General features: G+C 65.4%; 18 protein-coding genes and 1 riboswitch. Of the genes, 10 read left to right on the top strand and 8 right to left on the bottom strand.

What is annotated here, in order from left to right:
* The first annotated feature begins 20 nt into the window (after positions 1–20).
* From GR328_RS19915 to GR328_RS19885, 7 genes are all read left to right on the top strand, one after another.
* Positions 21–3,479 (top strand): chromosome segregation SMC family protein, encoded by a 3,459-nt coding sequence (locus tag GR328_RS19915; protein WP_160886919.1) that lies wholly within the window; start codon positions 21–23, stop codon positions 3,477–3,479.
* A 205-nt stretch (positions 3,480–3,684) separates the two neighbouring features.
* A complete protein-coding gene (locus GR328_RS19910) occupies positions 3,685–4,056 on the top strand; it encodes an AtpZ/AtpI family protein (RefSeq protein WP_160886917.1) in 372 nt (123 codons plus the stop codon).
* Positions 4,057–4,118: 62 nt separating this feature from the next.
* Positions 4,119–4,847 carry a F0F1 ATP synthase subunit A gene (locus GR328_RS19905; protein WP_160886916.1) on the top strand — a complete coding sequence of 243 codons (729 nt, stop codon included), beginning with the start codon at positions 4,119–4,121 and terminating at the stop codon, positions 4,845–4,847.
* A 56-nt stretch (positions 4,848–4,903) separates the two neighbouring features.
* Positions 4,904–5,128 carry a F0F1 ATP synthase subunit C gene (locus GR328_RS19900; RefSeq protein ID WP_116526730.1) on the top strand — a complete coding sequence of 75 codons (225 nt, stop codon included), beginning with the start codon at positions 4,904–4,906 and terminating at the stop codon, positions 5,126–5,128.
* 105 nt (positions 5,129–5,233) lie between these two features.
* On the top strand, positions 5,234–5,785 hold the full coding sequence (locus tag GR328_RS19895; RefSeq protein WP_160886914.1) for a F0F1 ATP synthase subunit B family protein: 552 nt from the start codon (positions 5,234–5,236) through the stop codon (positions 5,783–5,785).
* A 22-nt stretch (positions 5,786–5,807) separates the two neighbouring features.
* Positions 5,808–6,290, top strand: a complete 483-nt coding sequence (locus tag GR328_RS19890; RefSeq protein WP_205790157.1) for a F0F1 ATP synthase subunit B family protein — start codon at positions 5,808–5,810, stop codon at positions 6,288–6,290.
* A 68-nt stretch (positions 6,291–6,358) separates the two neighbouring features.
* Positions 6,359–7,009, top strand: coding sequence for an HAD family hydrolase (locus GR328_RS19885; protein ID WP_160886910.1), 651 nt, complete (start codon positions 6,359–6,361; stop codon positions 7,007–7,009).
* 231 nt (positions 7,010–7,240) lie between these two features.
* On the opposite strand, the gene gcvPB is transcribed toward GR328_RS19885, so the two are convergent.
* The 5 genes from gcvPB to gcvT are packed head-to-tail and all read right to left on the bottom strand — an operon-like array spanning position 7,241 to position 12,265.
* A complete protein-coding gene (gene gcvPB / locus GR328_RS19880) occupies positions 7,241–8,887 on the bottom strand; it encodes an aminomethyl-transferring glycine dehydrogenase subunit GcvPB (RefSeq protein ID WP_246215991.1) in 1,647 nt (548 codons plus the stop codon).
* Positions 8,887–10,227 (bottom strand): aminomethyl-transferring glycine dehydrogenase subunit GcvPA, encoded by a 1,341-nt coding sequence (gene gcvPA / locus GR328_RS19875; RefSeq protein WP_160886908.1) that lies wholly within the window; start codon positions 10,225–10,227, stop codon positions 8,887–8,889. The genes gcvPB and gcvPA overlap by 1 nt, the downstream gene beginning before the upstream one ends.
* A gap of 3 nt (positions 10,228–10,230) precedes the next feature.
* A complete protein-coding gene (locus GR328_RS19870; protein ID WP_160886906.1) occupies positions 10,231–10,719 on the bottom strand; it encodes an OsmC family protein in 489 nt (162 codons plus the stop codon).
* Between the two features lie 14 nt (positions 10,720–10,733).
* Complete coding sequence (gene gcvH, locus GR328_RS19865; RefSeq protein ID WP_160886904.1) at positions 10,734–11,108, bottom strand: glycine cleavage system protein GcvH; 375 nt, start codon at positions 11,106–11,108, stop codon at positions 10,734–10,736.
* A gap of 20 nt (positions 11,109–11,128) precedes the next feature.
* Positions 11,129–12,265 (bottom strand): glycine cleavage system aminomethyltransferase GcvT, encoded by a 1,137-nt coding sequence (gcvT, locus tag GR328_RS19860; RefSeq protein ID WP_160886902.1) that lies wholly within the window; start codon positions 12,263–12,265, stop codon positions 11,129–11,131.
* 159 nt (positions 12,266–12,424) lie between these two features.
* Positions 12,425–12,519: riboswitch (glycine riboswitch) on the bottom strand.
* A gap of 169 nt (positions 12,520–12,688) precedes the next feature.
* Here gcvT and GR328_RS19855 point away from each other — a divergent pair.
* Positions 12,689–13,990 carry a hemolysin family protein gene (locus tag GR328_RS19855; protein ID WP_160886900.1) on the top strand — a complete coding sequence of 434 codons (1,302 nt, stop codon included), beginning with the start codon at positions 12,689–12,691 and terminating at the stop codon, positions 13,988–13,990.
* Positions 13,991–14,121: 131 nt separating this feature from the next.
* On the opposite strand, the gene GR328_RS19850 is transcribed toward GR328_RS19855, so the two are convergent.
* From GR328_RS19850 to GR328_RS19840, 3 genes are all read right to left on the bottom strand, one after another.
* Positions 14,122–14,367, bottom strand: a complete 246-nt coding sequence (locus GR328_RS19850) for a hypothetical protein (RefSeq protein WP_160886898.1) — start codon at positions 14,365–14,367, stop codon at positions 14,122–14,124.
* 68 nt (positions 14,368–14,435) lie between these two features.
* Positions 14,436–14,996 (bottom strand): hypothetical protein, encoded by a 561-nt coding sequence (locus GR328_RS19845; protein WP_160886896.1) that lies wholly within the window; start codon positions 14,994–14,996, stop codon positions 14,436–14,438.
* 35 nt (positions 14,997–15,031) lie between these two features.
* Positions 15,032–15,544, bottom strand: a complete 513-nt coding sequence (locus GR328_RS19840; protein WP_160886894.1) for an invasion associated locus B family protein — start codon at positions 15,542–15,544, stop codon at positions 15,032–15,034.
* Positions 15,545–15,858: 314 nt separating this feature from the next.
* On the opposite strand from GR328_RS19840, the gene coxB reads away from it, so the two are divergent.
* Positions 15,859–16,713, top strand: coding sequence for a cytochrome c oxidase subunit II (gene coxB, locus GR328_RS19835; RefSeq protein WP_160886892.1), 855 nt, complete (start codon positions 15,859–15,861; stop codon positions 16,711–16,713).
* A 32-nt stretch (positions 16,714–16,745) separates the two neighbouring features.
* Positions 16,746–18,362: a cytochrome c oxidase subunit I gene (gene ctaD / locus GR328_RS19830; protein WP_160886890.1), complete on the top strand. Its 1,617-nt coding sequence runs from the start codon at positions 16,746–16,748 to the stop codon at positions 18,360–18,362.
* Positions 18,363–18,493: the final 131 nt, after the last annotated feature.

The following is an 18,493-nucleotide window of genomic DNA, read 5'->3' as shown; positions in this document are numbered from 1 at the left end:
CCGGTCGGGAAGGCGCGTCCATGAAGCTGACGCGCCTTCGCATCGCAGGGTTCAAGACCTTCGTCGAACCGACCGATTTCCTGATCGAGCCGGGCCTGACCGGCGTGGTCGGGCCGAACGGCTGCGGCAAATCCAACCTCGTGGAAGCCCTGCGCTGGGTGATGGGAGAGAACTCCCACAAGAACATGCGCGCCACGGGAATGGACGACGTCATCTTCTCCGGCTCCGGCAATCGACCGGCCCGCAACTGGGCCGAGGTGATGCTCACCATCGACAATGCGGAGCGCACGGCCCCGGCCGCCTTCAACGATACGGACGTTCTCGAGATTTCGCGCAAGATCGAGCGCGAGGAAGGCTCGACATACCGGGTGAACGGCAAGGAGGTGCGCGCCCGCGACGTGCAGATCCTGTTCGCGGACGCCGCCACCGGGGCGCGCTCGCCCGCCCTCGTCCGCCAGGGCCAGATCAGCGAGATCATCTCCGCCAAGCCCCAGGCCCGCCGCCGCATCCTGGAGGACGCCGCGGGGATCGCGGGCCTCCACGCCCGCCGCCACGAGGCTGAGTTGCGTCTCAAGGCCGCCGAGGACAACCTCGTGCGTGTCGAAGACGTGATCCGGGAACTGGAGAGCCAGATCGAGAGCCTCAAGCGCCAGGGCCGGCAGGCTTCCCGCTACAAGAACCTTTCGTCGGAGATCCGCCGCCTCGAAGCGCTGATGTACGCGATCAGCTATGCCGAAGCGCGGGAGCAGGCCGCCGCCGCCGAGAAACAGGTGGCCGAGGACCTCAAGGCCGTCGCCGATCTCACCGAGGAGCAGACCCGAGCCGCCACCGCCCAGGCGGTAGCGGCCCACGGGATCCCCGCCCTGCGCCAGGCCGAGGCCGAGGCGGCCGCGGCCCTGCAGCGTCTGACCCATGCCCGCAACGAGCTCGAATCGGAGGAGCGTCGCTCCAAGGAGCGCGTGGTCGAGCTGGAGCGCCATATCGGCGACCTGAACCGGGATATTGCCCGCGAGGCCGCCCAACGCGCCGACGCGGAAGCCACCATCGAGCGCCTGCAGGCCGAAGCCGCCGAAATCGCCCAGACCACCGGCGGAGCCGATGACGCCCGTACCGAGAACGAAGAGCGCCTCCAGGCGGCCGAAGCCGCCCTCGCGGAGGCCGAAGCGAGCCTGAGCGCCCTTCAGGCCCAGACCTCGGACCTCAATGCCCGCCGCGCCGCCCTCGAGCGCGCCGTGCGCGAGGAGATGGAGCGCGCCACGCGCTTCCGCTCGGAGAAGGAGCGTCTGGAGCGCGACATCGAGGCCCTGTCCGCCTCCCACGAGGGCAGTCTGCCGGTCGACGACCTGCGCGAGGAAGCGGCGATCGCCGAGGAAGCGGCTCAGGGCGCCGAGGAGGCCGTGATCGAGGCCCGCGAGGCGCTCAGCCATGCCCGCGAGGCGGAACACCGCCTGCGCCAGCCCCTCAACGAGGCCGAGCGCAAGGCCCAGCGCCTGGAAACGGAGGCGCTGACGCTCGCCAAGCTCGTCACCTCCGCCACCGGCGACCTCTGGCCCCCGGCCCTCGACCAGATCACCGTCGAGAAGGGCTACGAGACGGCTCTCGGGGCAGCCCTCGGCGACGATCTCGAAGCGTCGACCAACCCGTCCGCTCCGCACCATTGGGAGATGACCGGCGCAGGCGACGGCGATCCCCTCCTGCCCGAGGGCGTGCGCTCGCTCGCGGACCTCGCCAGGGCTCCGGTGGAGCTGCAGCGCCGTCTTCGCCAGATCGGCGTGGTGAGCAGGGCCGACGGCCTGCGCCTGCGCAGCCTGCTGAAACCCGGCCAGCGTCTCGTCTCCCAGGAAGGCGATCTGTGGCGCTGGGACGGTTTCACCACGGCGGCGGAGGCCCCTTCCCCGGCGGCCCGCCGTCTGGCCGAGAAGAATCGCTTGGGCGATCTGGAGCGTGAAGCCGCTGAAGCCCGCGAACAGGCCGAAGAGCTGCGCCACCAGGCCGAAGCCGCACTCGAAGCCGTGCGTCGGGCCGCCTCCCGCGAGATGCAGGCCATCGAGACCGCCCGCCAGGCCCGCCAGGCTCTCGACGCCGCCCGCACCCGCCTCTCCGCCGCGGAACGCAAGGAAGCCGAGCTCGGCCAGCGTCGCTCCGCCCTGCAGGAAGGCCTCGCGCGCCTCTCCGAGAGCGAGGCGGAAGCCTTGGAGCGCGTGCAGGACGCCGAAGGCGCGCTGCAGGAGCTGGCTCCCGCCCCCGATCTCGAAAGCCGGTTGCTCGAAGAGCGCACCCGCGTCGCCGAGCGCCGGGCCGCCGCCTCCGAAGCTCGCGCCGCCCTGCAATCCCTGCTTCACGAAGCCGAGCTTCGCCGCCGCCGTCAGGATTCCATCGCTGCCGATATCCGCCTCTGGACCGAGCGCGCCGCCCGCGCCGCCAAGGCCCATGAGGACCTGAGCGAGCGCCTGGAGCGCGCCCGGGACGAGCACGAGCGCCTGCTGGAGGCTCCCGACACCTATCTGCAGCGCCGCCGCGCCCTCATCGGCGAGGTCGAGCAGGCGGAGGCCAGGCGCAGGGAGGCCGCGGACCGGCTCGCCGATGCGGAAACCAGCCTCGCCGAGACCGACCGCGCCGCCCGTGCGGCTCTGGAAGCGCTCGCCGCCGCCCGCGAGGCGCGCGCCGGCTCCCAGGCACGCCACGAGGCCGCCGTGCAGCGTCTGGCCGAGATCACCCGCAACATCGCGGAAAATCTCGAAACCACTCCGGCCGGCCTCATCGAAATGGCGGGTCTCAAGGACGTGACCGAGCTGCCCTCCCACGCTCAGATCGAATCGAAGCTCCACGCCCTAAAGGCGGACCGCGAGCGCCTCGGCGCCGTGAACCTCCGCGCCGACGAGGAACTGGCCGAGCTGGAGGCCAAGTACACCGGCATCGCCACGGAGCGGGATGACCTCGTCGAGGCCATCAAGCGCCTGCGTCAGGCCATCGGCAGCCTCAACCGCGAGGGCCGCGAGCGCCTGCTCGCCGCCTTCGACGTGGTGAATGCCCATTTCAAGCGCCTCTTCACCACCCTCTTCGGCGGCGGCACGGCGGAGCTGACCCTTGTTGATTCGGACGATCCGCTCGAGGCGGGCCTCGAGATTCTCGCCCGCCCGCCGGGCAAGAAGCCCCAGAGCATGACCCTTCTCTCGGGCGGCGAGCAGGCGCTCACGGCCACCGCGCTCATTTTCGCGGTGTTCCTCACGAATCCCTCCCCGATCTGCGTGCTGGACGAGGTGGACGCCCCTCTCGACGACGCGAATGTGGAGCGCTACTGCGATCTCCTCGAGGAGATGGCGAGGCAGACCGAAACCCGTTTCGTGGTCATCACCCACAACCCGATCACCATGGCCCGCATGGACCGCCTCTTCGGCGTCACCATGGCCGAAAGGGGTGTATCGCAGCTCGTGTCGGTCGACCTGCAGAGCGCCGAGCGCATTCTTGAGGTAGCCTAAGGCTTTCAGGCCGCCTTCGTTCAGCCTCAAAAACGTGTGCGCTTTCGGGCCGACCTACGGCGAAAACGGCCTTATACGAGACATATCAATCATTTAGATGTTTTCAGACGGTCCTTGACAGGGGGGACCCCCGCCCATATGTTGCGCCCGGCTTTCGGGGCCAGGCTTCCCAAGCATTTTCCCGCAACGCTTTCAGGAGATCGCAATGGCGGACCCTACCAAGCGGAGCGATGAAAATGAGCGGAAACCGAACGGTACCGATGATGCTGACCTGTCGGCGAGGCTGAAATCTCTCGATGCCCGGATCTCACAAGCATCCGTGCAGCGGGCGGAGGCCGAACCTCGCGAACGTCCGAAGTCGGATCCCCATGCAATCGGTCAGGCCTTCAGGCTCTCGGCCGAATTTGTCTCAGGGGTCATCGCCGGCGGCGTGGTGGGTTGGCTTGTCGACCGCCTGTTCGGCGTTTCGCCTTGGGGTCTCATAATTTGTCTCATCCTCGGCTTCTGCGCCGGCATGCTCAACCTTCTTCGAGCGGCAGGCATGGTCAAGTCGGCCAGGTATGACGACAAGAAGTGAGAAGCCGCGGTTTCGACATCTTTATTAAACAGCAGCGCAACAGCAGGATTTGAGAGCGGATCATGGCGAGCCCGATCGAGCAATTCCAGGTCAAGCCCATTATTCCGGTCATCAATTTCACCAATTCATCGCTGTTCATGATCGGCGCTGCCGCCGTCATCGTCGGCGGATTGCTCTACGCCACGCGCAAGAAGGCTCTCGTTCCCGGACGCGCCCAGTCGGTGGCCGAGATCCTGCACGATTTCGTGGCCAACACGCTGACCGATACGACGGGCCGGGAAGGCATGAAGTTCTTCCCCTTCGTGTTCTCCCTCTTCATGTTCGTACTGACGGCGAATCTCCTGGGTATGATTCCGGGCTTCTTCACTGTCACCAGCCAGATCGTCGTGACCTTCGCCCTTGCCCTTCTGGTGATCGGCACTGTCATCATCTACGGCTTCGTCGCCCACGGCGTGCACTTCCTGCACCTCTTCACGCCCTCGGGCGTGCCGGGCTGGCTTCTGCCGTTCATCACCGTGATCGAGATCATTTCCTTCCTGTCTCGTCCGATCTCCCTTTCCCTGCGTCTTTTCGCGAACATGCTGGCCGGGCACATCGCCCTCAAGGTCTTCGGCGGTTTCGTGGTGTCGCTTGGCACCGCCGGCATCGGCATCGCGCTCCTCTCCCCCCTTCCGCTTCTCATGGCGGTTGGTCTTACGGCGCTCGAGTTCCTCGTCGCCGCCCTGCAGGCCTACGTCTTCACGGTGTTGACCTGCATCTACCTCAACGACGCCCTGCATCCGGGACACTAAGGCTCGGCGTCGTCCCTTCCCTCCTCTCCCGATCATCACCCCTAGGAGATCACACGATGGATCCTATCGCTTTCAAGTTCCTCGGCGCAGGCCTGGCCTGCTTCGGCATGGGTCTCGCCGCTCTCGGCGTCGGCAACATCTTCGGCAACTTCCTCTCCGGCGCTCTGCGTAACCCCTCGGCCGCCGACAGCCAGTTCGCCCGCGCGTTCATCGGTGCGGCGCTCGCGGAAGGTCTCGGCATCTTCTGCCTCGTCGTCGCCCTCCTCCTGCTGTTCACCTAATCCATTCTGTGGTGATCGGGAGAGCAAGGCGCTCGACGCGGCGCCTTGCTTGAGACAGTGACGGCGGCAGACCCGCCGTCATTTCCACATTCCAGGACCATATCCATGGCTCAGGCTCAGACCACCCAGGCTGGTACGGAAGCACACGGCGGCGCCCATGCCGCAGATGCCGCCTTCCCGCCCTTCGCGACGGAAACCTTCGCCGGTCAGATCATCTGGCTCGCGATCACTTTCGCGCTGCTCTACACGCTTCTCTCGAAGCTCGTTCTGCCGCGCCTTTCCGGCATCATCGAGAACCGCCGCGCGCTGATCGCGAAGGACCTCGACGAAGCCGCCGCCATGAAGACCCGCGCGGAAGAGGCTGGCGTCGCCTATGAGAAGGCTCTGGCCGAGGCCAAGGGCCGCGCTCAGGCCCTCGCCCAGGAAACCCGCGCCAAGCTCGCCGCCGAGAGCGATGCCAAGCGCAAGGCTCTGGAAGCGGATCTCAACAAGCGTCTGGCCGAATCCGAAGCGGCCATCTCCGCGAAGAAGACGGAAGCCATGAGCCATGTTCGCGGCATTGCCGCCGAAACGGCGACGGCGATCGTCGAGCGGCTCACCGGCAAGGCCCCTGCCCCGCAGGTCGTCGAAGCCGCACTCGAACAAGCTAAGGCGTAAGGAGAGCCCCATGTCCGCGCTTCTGGGCAATCCCACCTTCTGGGTCGCCGTCGCCTTACTCATCTTCATCGGGCTGCTTTACTATTACGGCGTTCCCGGCAATGTCATGAATCAGCTCGATTCCCGCGGCAAGCGCATCGCCGACGAGCTCGCGGAAGCCAAGCGTCTGCGCCAGGACGCCGAGAAGCTTCTGAAGGAGTTCGAGACCAAGCGCGCCGCGGCCGAACGCGAGGCAGCGGACATCGTCTCCGCGGCCAGGGAAGAGGCCGAGCGACTGGCGAGCGAGGCTCAGGAGAAGATGGCCGATTTCGTGACGCGCCGCACCGCTTCCGCCGAGGCGAAGATCGCCCAAGCCGAAGCCCAGGCCTCCGCGGAGGTTCGCGCCGCCGCCATCGATGCCGCCGTCACGGCCTCCGAGCGCATCCTGCGCCAGGAGATCACCGGGAGCACCGCCACGTCTCTGGTGACTCAGGGCCTGAACGACGTGCGCACGAAGCTGCAATAGGCCTCTCGCCGTCGACGCCGATACACAAAGGCCGCCCCCAAAAGGCGGCCTTTTTGCTGGAGAATCCAATGCTGCTGATCTTCGACTGCGACGGTGTCCTGGTCGATTCCGAGCCTCTCGCCTGCCAGGTCGACGCCGAGATTCTCACCGCTCTCGGCCTGCCCTACACGCCGCAGGACATCGCGCGCCAATTCGTCGGCAAGAGCATGAGGGACATGATTGCCCGCATCGAAGCAGACCATGGCTGTGCACTGCCTGCCGATTTCGCCGAGCGAATCAACGGCGCCCTCTTCACGAAATTCGAGACGGACCTGAAGCCGATCGCAGGCGTGAGCGAGGCCATCCGCTCCCTGCCCCATCCGCGCTGCGTCGCTTCGTCCTCGGCCCCGGAACGGATCGCCCTTTCCTTACGCGTGACGGACCTGGCCAACCTCTTCGAGAACGTCTTCAGCGCCACGCAGGTCGCACGCGGAAAGCCTGCCCCGGATCTGTTCCTCTTCGCGGCCGAGCAGATGGGGACATCCCCCCGAAACTGCCTCGTCATCGAGGACTCGCCCGCAGGCGTTCAGGGCGCGCTGTCCGCAGGAATGCGCGTCATCGGGTTCACAGGCGGCGGGCATTGCGGGCCCGATCATGCCGAGAAGCTGCGGCAGGCGGGCGCGTCGGTCGTGATTGCGCGGATGGCAGACCTATCCGCAACGGTGCGGGCATTCGCATAGCCGCACCGGAGTCTCGCACAAACCGACAGCCGTCCTCCATCGTCATTCCCGGCCTTGCGCCGGGGATCCACGCCTCTGACGCACAGTGCTGCTCAAGTCGTGGACACGGCCAGATCAAGCCCGGCCATGACGAGGTGGCTGTCCCGGGTTCTGCTGCGCAGCCCCGGGATGGCGATTCGAGCCAACAAAATGCCCGGCCTCCGACCGGGCATTCCGTCGCTGAAAGAGCCTCTACTCCGCGGCCTCCGCCACCGGCGCAGGCGGGGTCCACTTGAGGACCGGGTTGCGGGCGGCCCTGGTCTCGTCGAGGCGGCGGCGCGGGGCGTGGTAGGGCGCGCCGGTGAAGCGTTCCCTGTCGCCGTTCTTCGCAGCCATCGCGAGATCGCGAAGGGTCGCGATGAAGAGATCGAGGGAGGATTTCGACTCGGATTCGGTCGGCTCGATCAGCATCGCCCCATGCACCACCAGCGGGAAATACATGGTCATCGGGTGGTAGCCCTCATCGATCATGGCCTTCGCCACGTCGAGGGTGGTCACCCCCGTATCCTTCAGCCAGGCATCGTCGAACAGCACCTCGTGCATGCACGGCTTGTCGCCGAAGGGCAGCGACATCAGGTCGGAGAGGCCTGCGCGGATGTAGTTGGCGTTGAGTACCGCATCTTCCGATGCCTGCTTCATGCCGTCCGAACCATGCGAGAGCATGTAGGACAAGGCGCGCACGTACATGCCCATCTGGCCGTGGAATGCGGTCATGCGTCCGAAAGGCTTCTCCTCCGCGTCGGAGGCCTGCTCCACCAGCTCGAAACCGTCCTTGCCGGCGCGCACGAACGGCACGGGCGCGTAAGGCGCAAGCCGCTCGGAGAGCACCACCGGGCCAGAGCCCGGACCACCGCCGCCGTGAGGCGTCGAGAAGGTCTTGTGCAGGTTGATGTGCATGGCATCGACGCCAAGATCGCCGGGCTTGGCCTTGCCGACGATGGCGTTGAAGTTCGCGCCGTCGCAGTAGAAATAGGCGCCCGCATCATGGATGGCCTTGGCGATCTCCGCGACCTGGGGCTCGAACAATCCGCAGGTATTCGGATTGGTGAGCATGATCGCGGCGACGTCGGGCCCGAGACGTTCCTTCACGTCCTCCACATGCACCCAGCCGTCCTCGCGGGCCGGGACCGGCTTAACCACGAAGCCGATGAGGGCGGCGGTGGCCGGATTGGTGCCGTGCGCCGAATCGGGCACCAGCACCACGTTGCGGGTCTTGCCCTCGCCGCGCGCCTCGATGGCGGCCTTGATCGCCATCATGCCGCACAATTCGCCATGCGCGCCCGCCTTCGGCGAGAGCGCCACGGCCGTCATGTTGGTGAGCGTGACGAGATAGCGGCCGAGCTCGTTCATGAGTTCCAGCGCGCCCTGCACGGTGGAGACCGGCTGCAGCGGATGCACGTCCGAGAAGCCCGGCAGGCGGGCCATGCGCTCGTTCAGACGGGCATTGTGCTTCATCGTGCAGGAGCCGAGCGGGAAGAGGCCCGTATCGATGCCGTAGTTCATCTGGGACAGACGCACGTAATGGCGCATGGTCTCGGGCTCGGAGAGGCCCGGGAGGCCGATGGGCTCCTTGCGCTCCAGACCGCCGAGGCGCGGCTCGAAATCCTCCGGCTCGTCGATGTCGACGCCGGTCGTGTCATAGCGGCCGATCTCGAAGAGCAGCGGCTCGATCTGCGCCAGCGCCTTGTTGCCGGTGAAGGTCGGATGGCTGCCCGCAGTGGAGTCGGTGATGCGGTTGGCATCGCCCTGCAGGCGGGCTGCCTGATCGCCCATGCCGGCGGCCGGATCGGATACGCCGTGAGCCTGAGGTGCGGAGGGACGTCCCTGGCGGTTCAACATTACAGAACCTCCTTCAAGGCGGCGACGAGGGCCGCGCGGTCATCATCGGTGTTCATCTCGGTAGAGGCCACGAGCAGCAGGTCGTCGAGACCGGCCCCCGGCAGCAGGCGCGATACGGGCACGCCCGCGAGCACGCCCTTCTCGGCGAGGCGCTCGACCACTTCCGCCGCGGGCTTTGCGAGCTTCACGGTGAACTCGTTGAAGAACGTCCTGTTGAGGACCTCGACGCCCTTCACGCCAGCCAGCTGATCGGCGAGCTTGATCGCGTTCGCATGATTGACGCGAGCGAGGCGCTTCAGGCCCGTCTCGCCGAGCAGGGTCATGTGAATGGTGAAGGCCAACGCGCAAAGGCCTGAATTGGTGCAGATATTCGACGTCGCCTTGTCGCGGCGGATATGCTGCTCGCGGGTCGAGAGCGTGAGCACGAAGCCGCGGTTGCCGTCCGCATCCACCGTCTCGCCGCAGAGGCGGCCCGGCATCTGGCGGATGAACTTGGATTGCGTGGCGAAGAGGCCGACATAGGGACCGCCGAAATTCAGCGCGTTGCCGATGGACTGGCCCTCGCCCACCACGATGTCCGCGCCCTGGCTGCCGGGCGACGCGACGAGGCCGAGCGAAACCGCCTCCGTGAACACGGCGATCAGCAGCGCGCCGTGCTTGTGCGCCTTCTCGGCGATGGGCTTCAGGTCACGCACGTTACCGAACACGTCCGGCGACTGCACGACGACGCAGGATGTCGTGTCGTCGATCTGGGAGAGAATGTCCTCGCTGCCGGAGACATCCGGCTGCATGGTGACGACGCTGTCGCTCGCCATGTCCGAAAGCGTGCGCACCACCTCCGCGTAATGCGGATGCAGGCCACCGGAGAGCACGGCCTTGCGCCGCTTCGTCACGCGATGCGCCATCAGCACCGCCTCGCCCGTGCCGGTCGAGCCGTCATACATCGAGGCGTTCGCCACATCCATGCCGGTGAGCGCGGCGACCTGCGTCTGGAACTCGAACAGGTATTGCAGCGTGCCCTGGGCGATCTCCGGCTGATAGGGCGTGTAGCTCGTCAGGAACTCAGAGCGCTGGATCAGGTGATCCACCGTCGCGGGGACGTGGTGCTTGTATGCGCCCGCGCCGATGAAAAACGGCACGGACGAAGCCGAGATGTTCCTGGCCGCCATGCGCGAGAGGATGCGCTCGACCTCCAGCTCGCCCTTGCGGCGGGGAAGATCGACCGGCTCCTTGAGCAGCAGGCTCTTCGGCACGTCGGCGAACAATTCGTCCACCGTTTTGACACCGATGCGCGCGAGCATCTCGCTGCGGTCGGTATCGGAGAGAGGCAAATAACGCATCGGCTAAACCTTGGGTTTGTGCGAGGGGATGCCCGCCACCACGATCTCCGTGAGCACGGAGTTGGCGATGAAGCATTCCTTGTGGGCGAGGTGATGCATGTCGGCGATCTGTTCGGGAGTCGGAATTTTCTCGCCCGAGAATTCGATGACGGGATCCAGCGTGACCTTGGAGATGAAGAGCTTGCCCTTCTCGTTCGGCGTCATCACGCCCAGCGCCCTGTCCTCGTAGCGGTCCACGACGAAGCGCTTCTTCGCGGCGATCCCGAGAAAGGTGAGCATGTGGCAGCTCGACACGGCCGCCACGAAGGCCTCTTCGGGATCGACCGCGTCTTCGCGGGACAGAGGCAGCGGCACCACGGAAGGCGATGCCGATGCCACGAGTTCGATGCCGCCGTCGAACGACCAACGATGGCCGCGGCTGTAGCGATTGTCGGAAAAGGCCTCGCCCTCCCCGCGGGTCCAGCGCACATTGGCCGTGTATTCGTGCGGCATGAGATGTATCTCCTTTAAGAGATCGACTTCACGAATTCCTGGTACTGCTCTTCGGTCATGAGTCCGTCGAGCTCGCTCGCGTTCGCGAGACGGATCTTCATGAACCAGCCCCGACCGGCGGGATCCTCGTTGACCGTGCCGGGCGAGGCCTCAAGCTCGCTGTTGACTTCGACGACCTCGCCGGAAACCGGAGCATAGACTTCGCTCGCGGCCTTCACGCTCTCGACGACGGCGGCTTCGTCGCCCTTCGAGAGAGTCTTTCCGACGCTCGGCAGCTCCACGAAGACGACGTCGCCGAGCTGGCTCTGCGCGTAGTCGGAAATGCCGACGATGCCGGCGTCGCCCTCGACGCGGATGTATTCGTGGTCCTTGGTGTAGCGCGTGGTCATGCTTCCTGCTCCCTCTGGAATTAGCGCTTGTAACGATGCGGTGCGAACGGCATGGCCGCGACCTTGGCGGGCAGCGGCTTGCCGCGAACGACGAGATGAAGATCGGTGCCGAGGGCGGACAGGTCCTTCGACACATAGCCCATGGCCACGGGGCCGTTGACGGTGGGACCGAAGCCGCCGGAGGTCACGATGCCGACCTCGCGCCCCTCGGGCGTGGTGATGATGGCGCCCTCGCGGGCCGGAGCGCGGCCTTCCGGCCTGATGCCGACCCGGACGCGAGCGGGGCCTTCCTTGATCTCGCGCTGGATGCGCCCGGCCCCCGGGAAGCCCCCTTCCTCGCGGCGGCGCTTCTGGATCGACCAGATCAGGCCCGCCTCGATGGGCGAGGTCGTGGTGTCGATGTCGTGGCCATAGAGGCACAGCCCCGCCTCGAGACGGAGCGAATCGCGCGCGCCGAGGCCGATGGGCTTCACCTCCGGATCGGCAAGGAGCCTGTTCCAGAGCTTCGCCGCGTCCTCCGCACGGCAGGAAATCTCGTAACCGTCCTCGCCCGTGTAGCCCGAGCGGGACACGTGGCACTGGCTATCGCCGATCCGCACGTCCGTGGACATCATGAAGGGAAGACCGGCGGTCTCGGGCGCGAGTTTCCCGAGAACGGCTTCGGCCGAAGGACCCTGCAGCGCCATGAGGGCGAGATCGTCCTTGCGGTCGAGCGAGACGCCATCCGGCAGGCGTGCCTGGATATGGGCATAATCCGCCTCCTTCATGGAGGCGTTCACCACGAGATAGAGCCGGCCCTCGTGGCCCGGCGCGCCGACGCGGGTGACCATGAGGTCGTCGAGAATTCCGCCGTCATCGGCGAGAAGCTGCGAATAGCGCTGCTGGTTGGGCTTGAGGTTCAACACGTCGGCAGGGATCAGCGCCTCGAGAGCTCTGGCCACGGTCTCGTGGCTCTTGTCCTCGGCGACGAGGAAGGCCTGACCCATGTGGGAGACGTCGAACAGGCCCGCATGCTCGCGGGTCCAGGTGTGTTCCGTCAAGATGCCGGTGGGATACTGAACCGGCATGTCATAGCCCGCGAAGGGCACCATGCGGGCACCAAGCGTCACGTGCTCGGCATGAAGCGGGGTTTGCAGAAGCGGCGCTGGCTCGGCCATCGGATTCCCTCAAAGGTGCGCGTTTCTCCGAGCCTTGCGGCCCGGTGCCTTGCGCCCCCTCTGTCCCGAGACCTGAGAGATTTCCCCGACCGCTCGAAGCGGCAGGTTACGCCCGTCGGTGGGCGACGCGTTTCAAGCGTCGCCGCTTTCCAGAGTGCCAGCTCCCGCGCGGTCCTTTGGCCTGAGCGTTTCCGGGGCGGTTGCGCCTTCGGCGCCGGACTTGGGTAAAGCCCGGTCTCTTCCGCGGGGATCATCGGCTTTTTTAGCTCTGAAGAGGAAATAGGATCCTGTCAACAAATCACGGCGCCGCATCGGACCTCTCCCCCGTCTTAATTGACGGAAGGCTTCCGAACCCTCATTGTTGGGCCGTCACTCACAGAAGGGGAAAGCGCGGCCTGATCCGGTCGGCAGCTCCTGGTACCGTTGCTCGAACTGGTCATTGCTCTTGCTCTCGTCGCCCTGAACGGCGTCTTCGCGCTTTCAGAACTCGCCATCGTTTCTGCTCGCAGGCCCCGCCTGAAGGCCATGGCGGAAAAGGGTCGCACGGGGGCCAACACCGCTCTGACCCTCATGGAGGATTCCGGGCGGTTCCTCTCGACGGTCCAGATCGGCATTACCCTGGTGGGCATCCTGGCCGGCGCCTTCTCGGGCGCAGCCCTGGGCGACCGGCTGACCCAGTTCCTGATGGCGGAGGGCATGCCGGAGGGCGCGGCCGAACCCCTCGGGTTCGGTATCGTCATCGGGCTCATCACCTATCTCTCCATCGTCATCGGCGAACTCGTGCCCAAACAGCTCGCCCTGCGACATCCCGAGGGCATCGCCTGCGCGATGGCTCCGCTGATGCTGGTACTATCGAAAGCGGCCGCCCCTGCGGTGTGGCTCCTCAACGCCTCCACCCGCCTGATCTTCGGCCTGTTCGGACCGTCCTCCGGCGAAGGAACGACCGTGACCGAGGAGGAGATCAAGATGATCGTCGGCGAGGCCGAAAGCGCGGGCGTGATCGAGGAGGAGGAACGGCGCATGATCTCCGGCGTCCTTCGCCTCGGCGACCGGACGGTGCGCGGCCTCATGACCCCGCGCACGGATGTGGACTGGATCGGTGTCGACGACGACGCGGAGGCGATCTGCAGCTTCCTGATGGAAACACCGCACTCCCGCCTGCCCGTAAGCGAGGGCTCGCCCGACAATATCATCGGCGTCATCCAGTCACGGACCCTTCTGGCCGCGCTGCTCTCGGGCCAGCCGCTGGATATCCGCACCCACGTTCAAAGCGCGCCCATCATTCCCGACACGCTTTATGCGCTGGACGCGCTCGCGGTTCTGCGCGACTCGGAAGTGCCCATGGCGCTCGTCCATGACGAGTACGGACATTTCGAAGGCATCGTGACTCCGGCGGACGCCCTGGAAGCGATCGTCGGCGCCTTCCGCTCGGCCGGTGAGACGCCGGAACCCGACGCCGTGCGCCGCGAGGACGGCTCCTGGCTGCTCGCCGGGTCCATGCCGGTGGACGAAATGGCGGATGTCCTGGGCATCACCCTGCCGGAGAGCCGCAGCTACCACACGGTCGGAGGCCTCGTGATCAGCGAGTTGGAGCACCTGCCCGGCACGGGCGAGCAGGTGGACGTGATGGGATGGCGTTTCGAGGTGGTCGACCTGGACGGGCGCCGGATCGACAAGGTGCTTGCGACGCCCTTGTATCAAAGGGCGGGTTCCACCGTCCGCTAGAGCCTCGGACGTGAAAAGTGGATTTGCACTGTTGTGGAAATCCGATGCTCCACTCTTCGAAGAGCGCATCGCTTGAAACGACCCGTCGGGTCGCGCGAGTGAAAAAACCGAGGCCACTTTCGTGCGATGCGCTAGTGATCCGCGATCCAGCCCCGCACGCTTCGCGCGTAACGGATTTCCATATGCGCCGTGACGGGCCCCTTGTACGTTCTGGGATAAACGGGCTCATCACCAGACAAGCGATAATATTCGTCGTAGGTCGAGGCCTCCAACATCGCTTTGTAGAAGCGGGCGCGCGGATCATCATAACCCGCCTTTTCGCGCAGCATTGCTTCGTCAGGACGGCGAAATTGGCCGCTAAAGCGTTTCACTGCCATAGCTGATCTCTTCGTCCGAAGGGCCGGTAGAGGCGCGCCTATTCTTCGAAGAACAGGGTGCTTCAGACTTACCCGCGCCGGCCCCGCCCGCCGAGGCCGACTTCGATCTCGAAGGTATTGGCACGGGCGGCTGGTACGACGATGCCGTCCTCGACCACGGTCACCGTGGCTTGGGTGCCACCGGCCGGAATGGCGGCCGTGGCCGTTCGACTGCGGGTGGCGATGACGGTCGAGCCGTCCTTGACCACAATCTGCACCGGAACGGTGTAGCGCCCGGCCGAACCTCCGGCACCGAGAAGCGCGCGGGCTTCGACGCCCACCTTCACCAGGGTGGAGCCGTCGGGCTGCCCCATGCATTCGCGGGCGAGATTGCCGATGGCGATCTGGCTGCGCGGAGACGAAGAATCGCCGGAGCGGATCGCGGATCCGCCCTCGAAGATCGCCACCGGCGGGCAATAGACGTCATCCAAGGGCTTTGCCTGAACCGGGGCCAGCGAAGCGCCCCCCGTCAGCAGCATCTCGCCGATGCCCATGCCACCGCCCTCACTTGGGGGTGCGCATCCGGCTAGAGCCGAAACACTCAGAACGGCGAATGCCATGCCGGCCTTCACATCCAAACCCTTTACCATCCAATCCCCCCAGCTCTCTTCATATAGTTCTTCGGTTAGGGAAGTGCATCGAAGCCGGTCGCGAACCCGTTCAGCGACACGGGTATGCCGATGCCCTCCTCCGGCGTCTGGAACACGATGAAGGTGGCGGACTGCCCGGACTTCATCTGATTGATAAGATTTTCTTCCATGACGACCTCGGCAACGCAACCCGTGGCCAAACAGCGCACGAACCCAGCGCGTCCGATATCCGTCTGGTCGATCTTAAGCCCCAGCCCCGACGGCAGGAGAATACCGAGGGGCGCAACGACGCGAAGGAGGCGGCTTTTGCCGTCGGCGGTTTTCAACACGATAATCACCAGAGTGACGTTCGGCCGGTCCTCCGCCACCACGTTCTGGACGAGGGCACATTGCTCGGCCGAGGCACCCGCCGGGGTTTCGCAGCGCATCTGCCAGTCGCCATAGGTGTTCTTGACCATGCCCTGGGCCTGGGCGCCGCCCGCGGCGCCCAAAGTCGACAGGCCGAGCAAAGCTGCCGCCCCGTAACGGATCCATCGCGATACGCCCATCGGTTTCTCCTTGTTGAACCTTTGCCATGAAGGCGGCGGCCCGGCCGCTGCGAACCCAATCTTCGGCCCGTTGGGACCATGGCAGGGGCCATGCTGTCAAGCGAGAGGGGGATAAGTCGCGACACAATCGCTTTTGGCGGTTATGACGCACAGATTGCGACCTCAGAACCGTTGCGCTTCGGCGCGTCCTGTGATCTTTGGCATGGATCAAAGGTGATGGCGCAGGCCGGGCGCCGCTATTCGCACGTCCGGAGCGTCGCCTTTATGCTTTCGTGGCCCCCGGCCACTACATCATTAGGAGCTTTGGAACGCCGATGCGGATCGAGAATGGACGTCGATCGGTGACCGCCCTCTCCACGGCAGCGGTCGCACTTGTGTTGGGCATAAGTGAGGCATGGGCTGCCGCAGGCCGCCCCTCTCCCTGGGAAACCGGCATGCAGGAGATGGTGACCGAGTTGGGACAGAGCGTGTCCAACTTCCACACCTACCTGCTCTGGCTGATCACCGCGATCTGCCTCTTCGTGCTGGCGCTGCTCCTGGTGATCATCGCCCGCTTCAACGAGCGAAAGAACCCGGTTCCCTCGAAGACCACCCACAACACTCTCCTTGAGGTGGCCTGGACGATCGTTCCGGTGCTGATCCTCGTGGCGATTGCAATCCCCTCCTTCCGCCTCCTCCGCCAGCAGCTGGTTCCGCCGCCGGCCGACGTGGTCGTGAAGGTCACCGGCTATTCCTGGTACTGGGGCTACGAGTATCCGGCCGATCAGGGCGGCTTCAAGTTCGACTCGAACATGGTCACGGAAACCGCTGACCTGAAGCCCGATCAGCCGCGTCTCCTCGGCGTGGACAACGCCATGGTCGTGCCGGTCGGCAAGGTCGTCCGCCTGCAGGTCACCGCCGCGGACGTGATCCACGCCTTCGCCCTCCCGTCCTTCGCGGTGAAGATCGACGCCGTTCCCGGCCGCCTGAACGAGACCTGGTTCAAGGCCGAGAAGGAAGGCGTCTATTATGGCCAGTGCTCGGAGCTCTGCGGCAACGGCCATCCCTACATGCCGATCGAAATCCGCGTCGTGAGCGAGCAGCAATATGCCGCTTGGCTGAACGAGGCGAAGCAGCGTTATGCTTCCGCGGAAGGCTCGGCTCCGCTCAAGTTCGCGAACGCTCAGTAATTTAGAAAAGCAAGGACCATAGAGGTCGCATCATGGCACATGCAGTTGATGCCGCTCACGCGGATCACCACGATCATCCGACGTTCTGGCGCCGCTGGTTCTACTCCACGAACCACAAGGATATCGGCACGCTTTATCTCATCTTCGGCTTCACGGCTGGCATCATCGGCGGCATCCTGTCTGTCGCCATGCGCCTGGAGCTGCAGGATCCGGGGCTTCAGTACTTCTCCAATCCGCAGGTCTACAACGTCTTCGTGACCGGCCACGGCCTCATCATGGTGTTCTTCATGGTGATGCCCACCCTCATCGGCGGGTTCGGCAACTGGTTCATCCCGATCATGATCGGCGCCCCCGACATGGCCTTCCCGCGGATGAACAACATCTCGTTCTGGCTCACCGTCTCGGCCTTCGGTCTCATGCTCCTGTCGCTCTTCGTGGAGGGCGCTCCGGGGTCCCTCGGCTTCGGCGGCGGTTGGACCGTGTATCCCCCGCTCTCGACCACGGGCCATCCCGGCCCCGCGCTCGACTTCGGCATTCTGGCCCTGCACCTGGCCGGCGCGGCCTCGATTCTGGGCGCGATCAACTTCATCACCACGATCCTCAACATGCGCGCTCCGGGCATGACGCTGCACAAGATGCCGCTGTTTGCCTGGTCCATGCTGGTGACCGCGTTCCTGCTGCTCCTGTCGCTGCCGGTTCTCGCGGGCGCGATCACGATGCTGCTCACCGACCGCAACTTCGGCACCACCTTCTTCGATCCGGCGGGCGGCGGCGACCCGGTGCTCTATCAGCACCTGTTCTGGTTCTTCGGCCACCCCGAAGTGTACATCATGATCCTGCCGGCCTTCGGCATCGTCTCGCACATTATCTCGACCTTCTCGAAGAAGCCGATCTTCGGCTATCTCGGCATGGCCTATGCCATGGTGGCGATCGGCGTGGTCGGCTTCGTGGTGTGGGCGCACCACATGTACACGGTGGGCCTCTCGCTGCAGACCCAGGCCTATTTCGTCTTCGCCACCATGGTGATCGCAGTGCCCACGGGCGTGAAGATCTTCTCGTGGATCGCCACCATGTGGGGCGGCTCCATCCGCTTCACGGCGGCTATGCAGTGGGCGGTGGGCTTCGTGTTCCTGTTCACGGTAGGTGGCGTCACCGGCGTAGTGCTGGCGAACGCTCCCGTCGACCGCTACATGCATGACACCTACTACGTGGTGGCCCACTTCCATTACGTGCTGTCGCTCGGCGCCGTGTTCGTGATCTTCGCGGGCATCTACTACTGGTTCCCGAAGATCACCGGCTACGTGATGCCCGAGTGGATCGGCAAGCTGCACTTCTGGATCGCCTTCATCGGCGCCAACGTGCTGTTCTTCCCGATGCACTTCCTCGGCCTGTCCGGCATGCCGCGCCGCTATGCGGATTATCCGGACGCGTTTGCCGGCTGGAACCTCGTGTCCTCGATCGGCTCCTACATCTTCTTCCTCGGCCTGTTCGTCTTCATCGGCGGCGTAATCTACGCATTTGTCCGCAAGGAAAAGGCCGCCGACAATCCATGGGGGGAAGGTGCGACGACGCTGGAATGGACCCTGTCCTCGCCGCCTCCGTTCCACCAGTTCGAGACCCTGCCCCGCATCGTCGATACGGGCCACTGACGAAGCGAGCCGGGCGGCAATCGCCGCCCGCTCCTCCCCAGAGGGCTTGAGCGCCGTTCAAGCCCTCCGGCGAGGAGCTGACACCGAGAGGCGCTCGCGCCTCGTTCTTCAGCGTTTCGGAAGATCATTGG

Source organism: Microvirga makkahensis (assembly GCF_009830105.1).
Lineage (GTDB): Bacteria > Pseudomonadota > Alphaproteobacteria > Rhizobiales > Beijerinckiaceae > Microvirga > Microvirga makkahensis.
The sequence above is the reverse complement of the archived record's forward strand: the minus strand, read 5'-3'. Positions and strand labels throughout refer to the sequence as shown.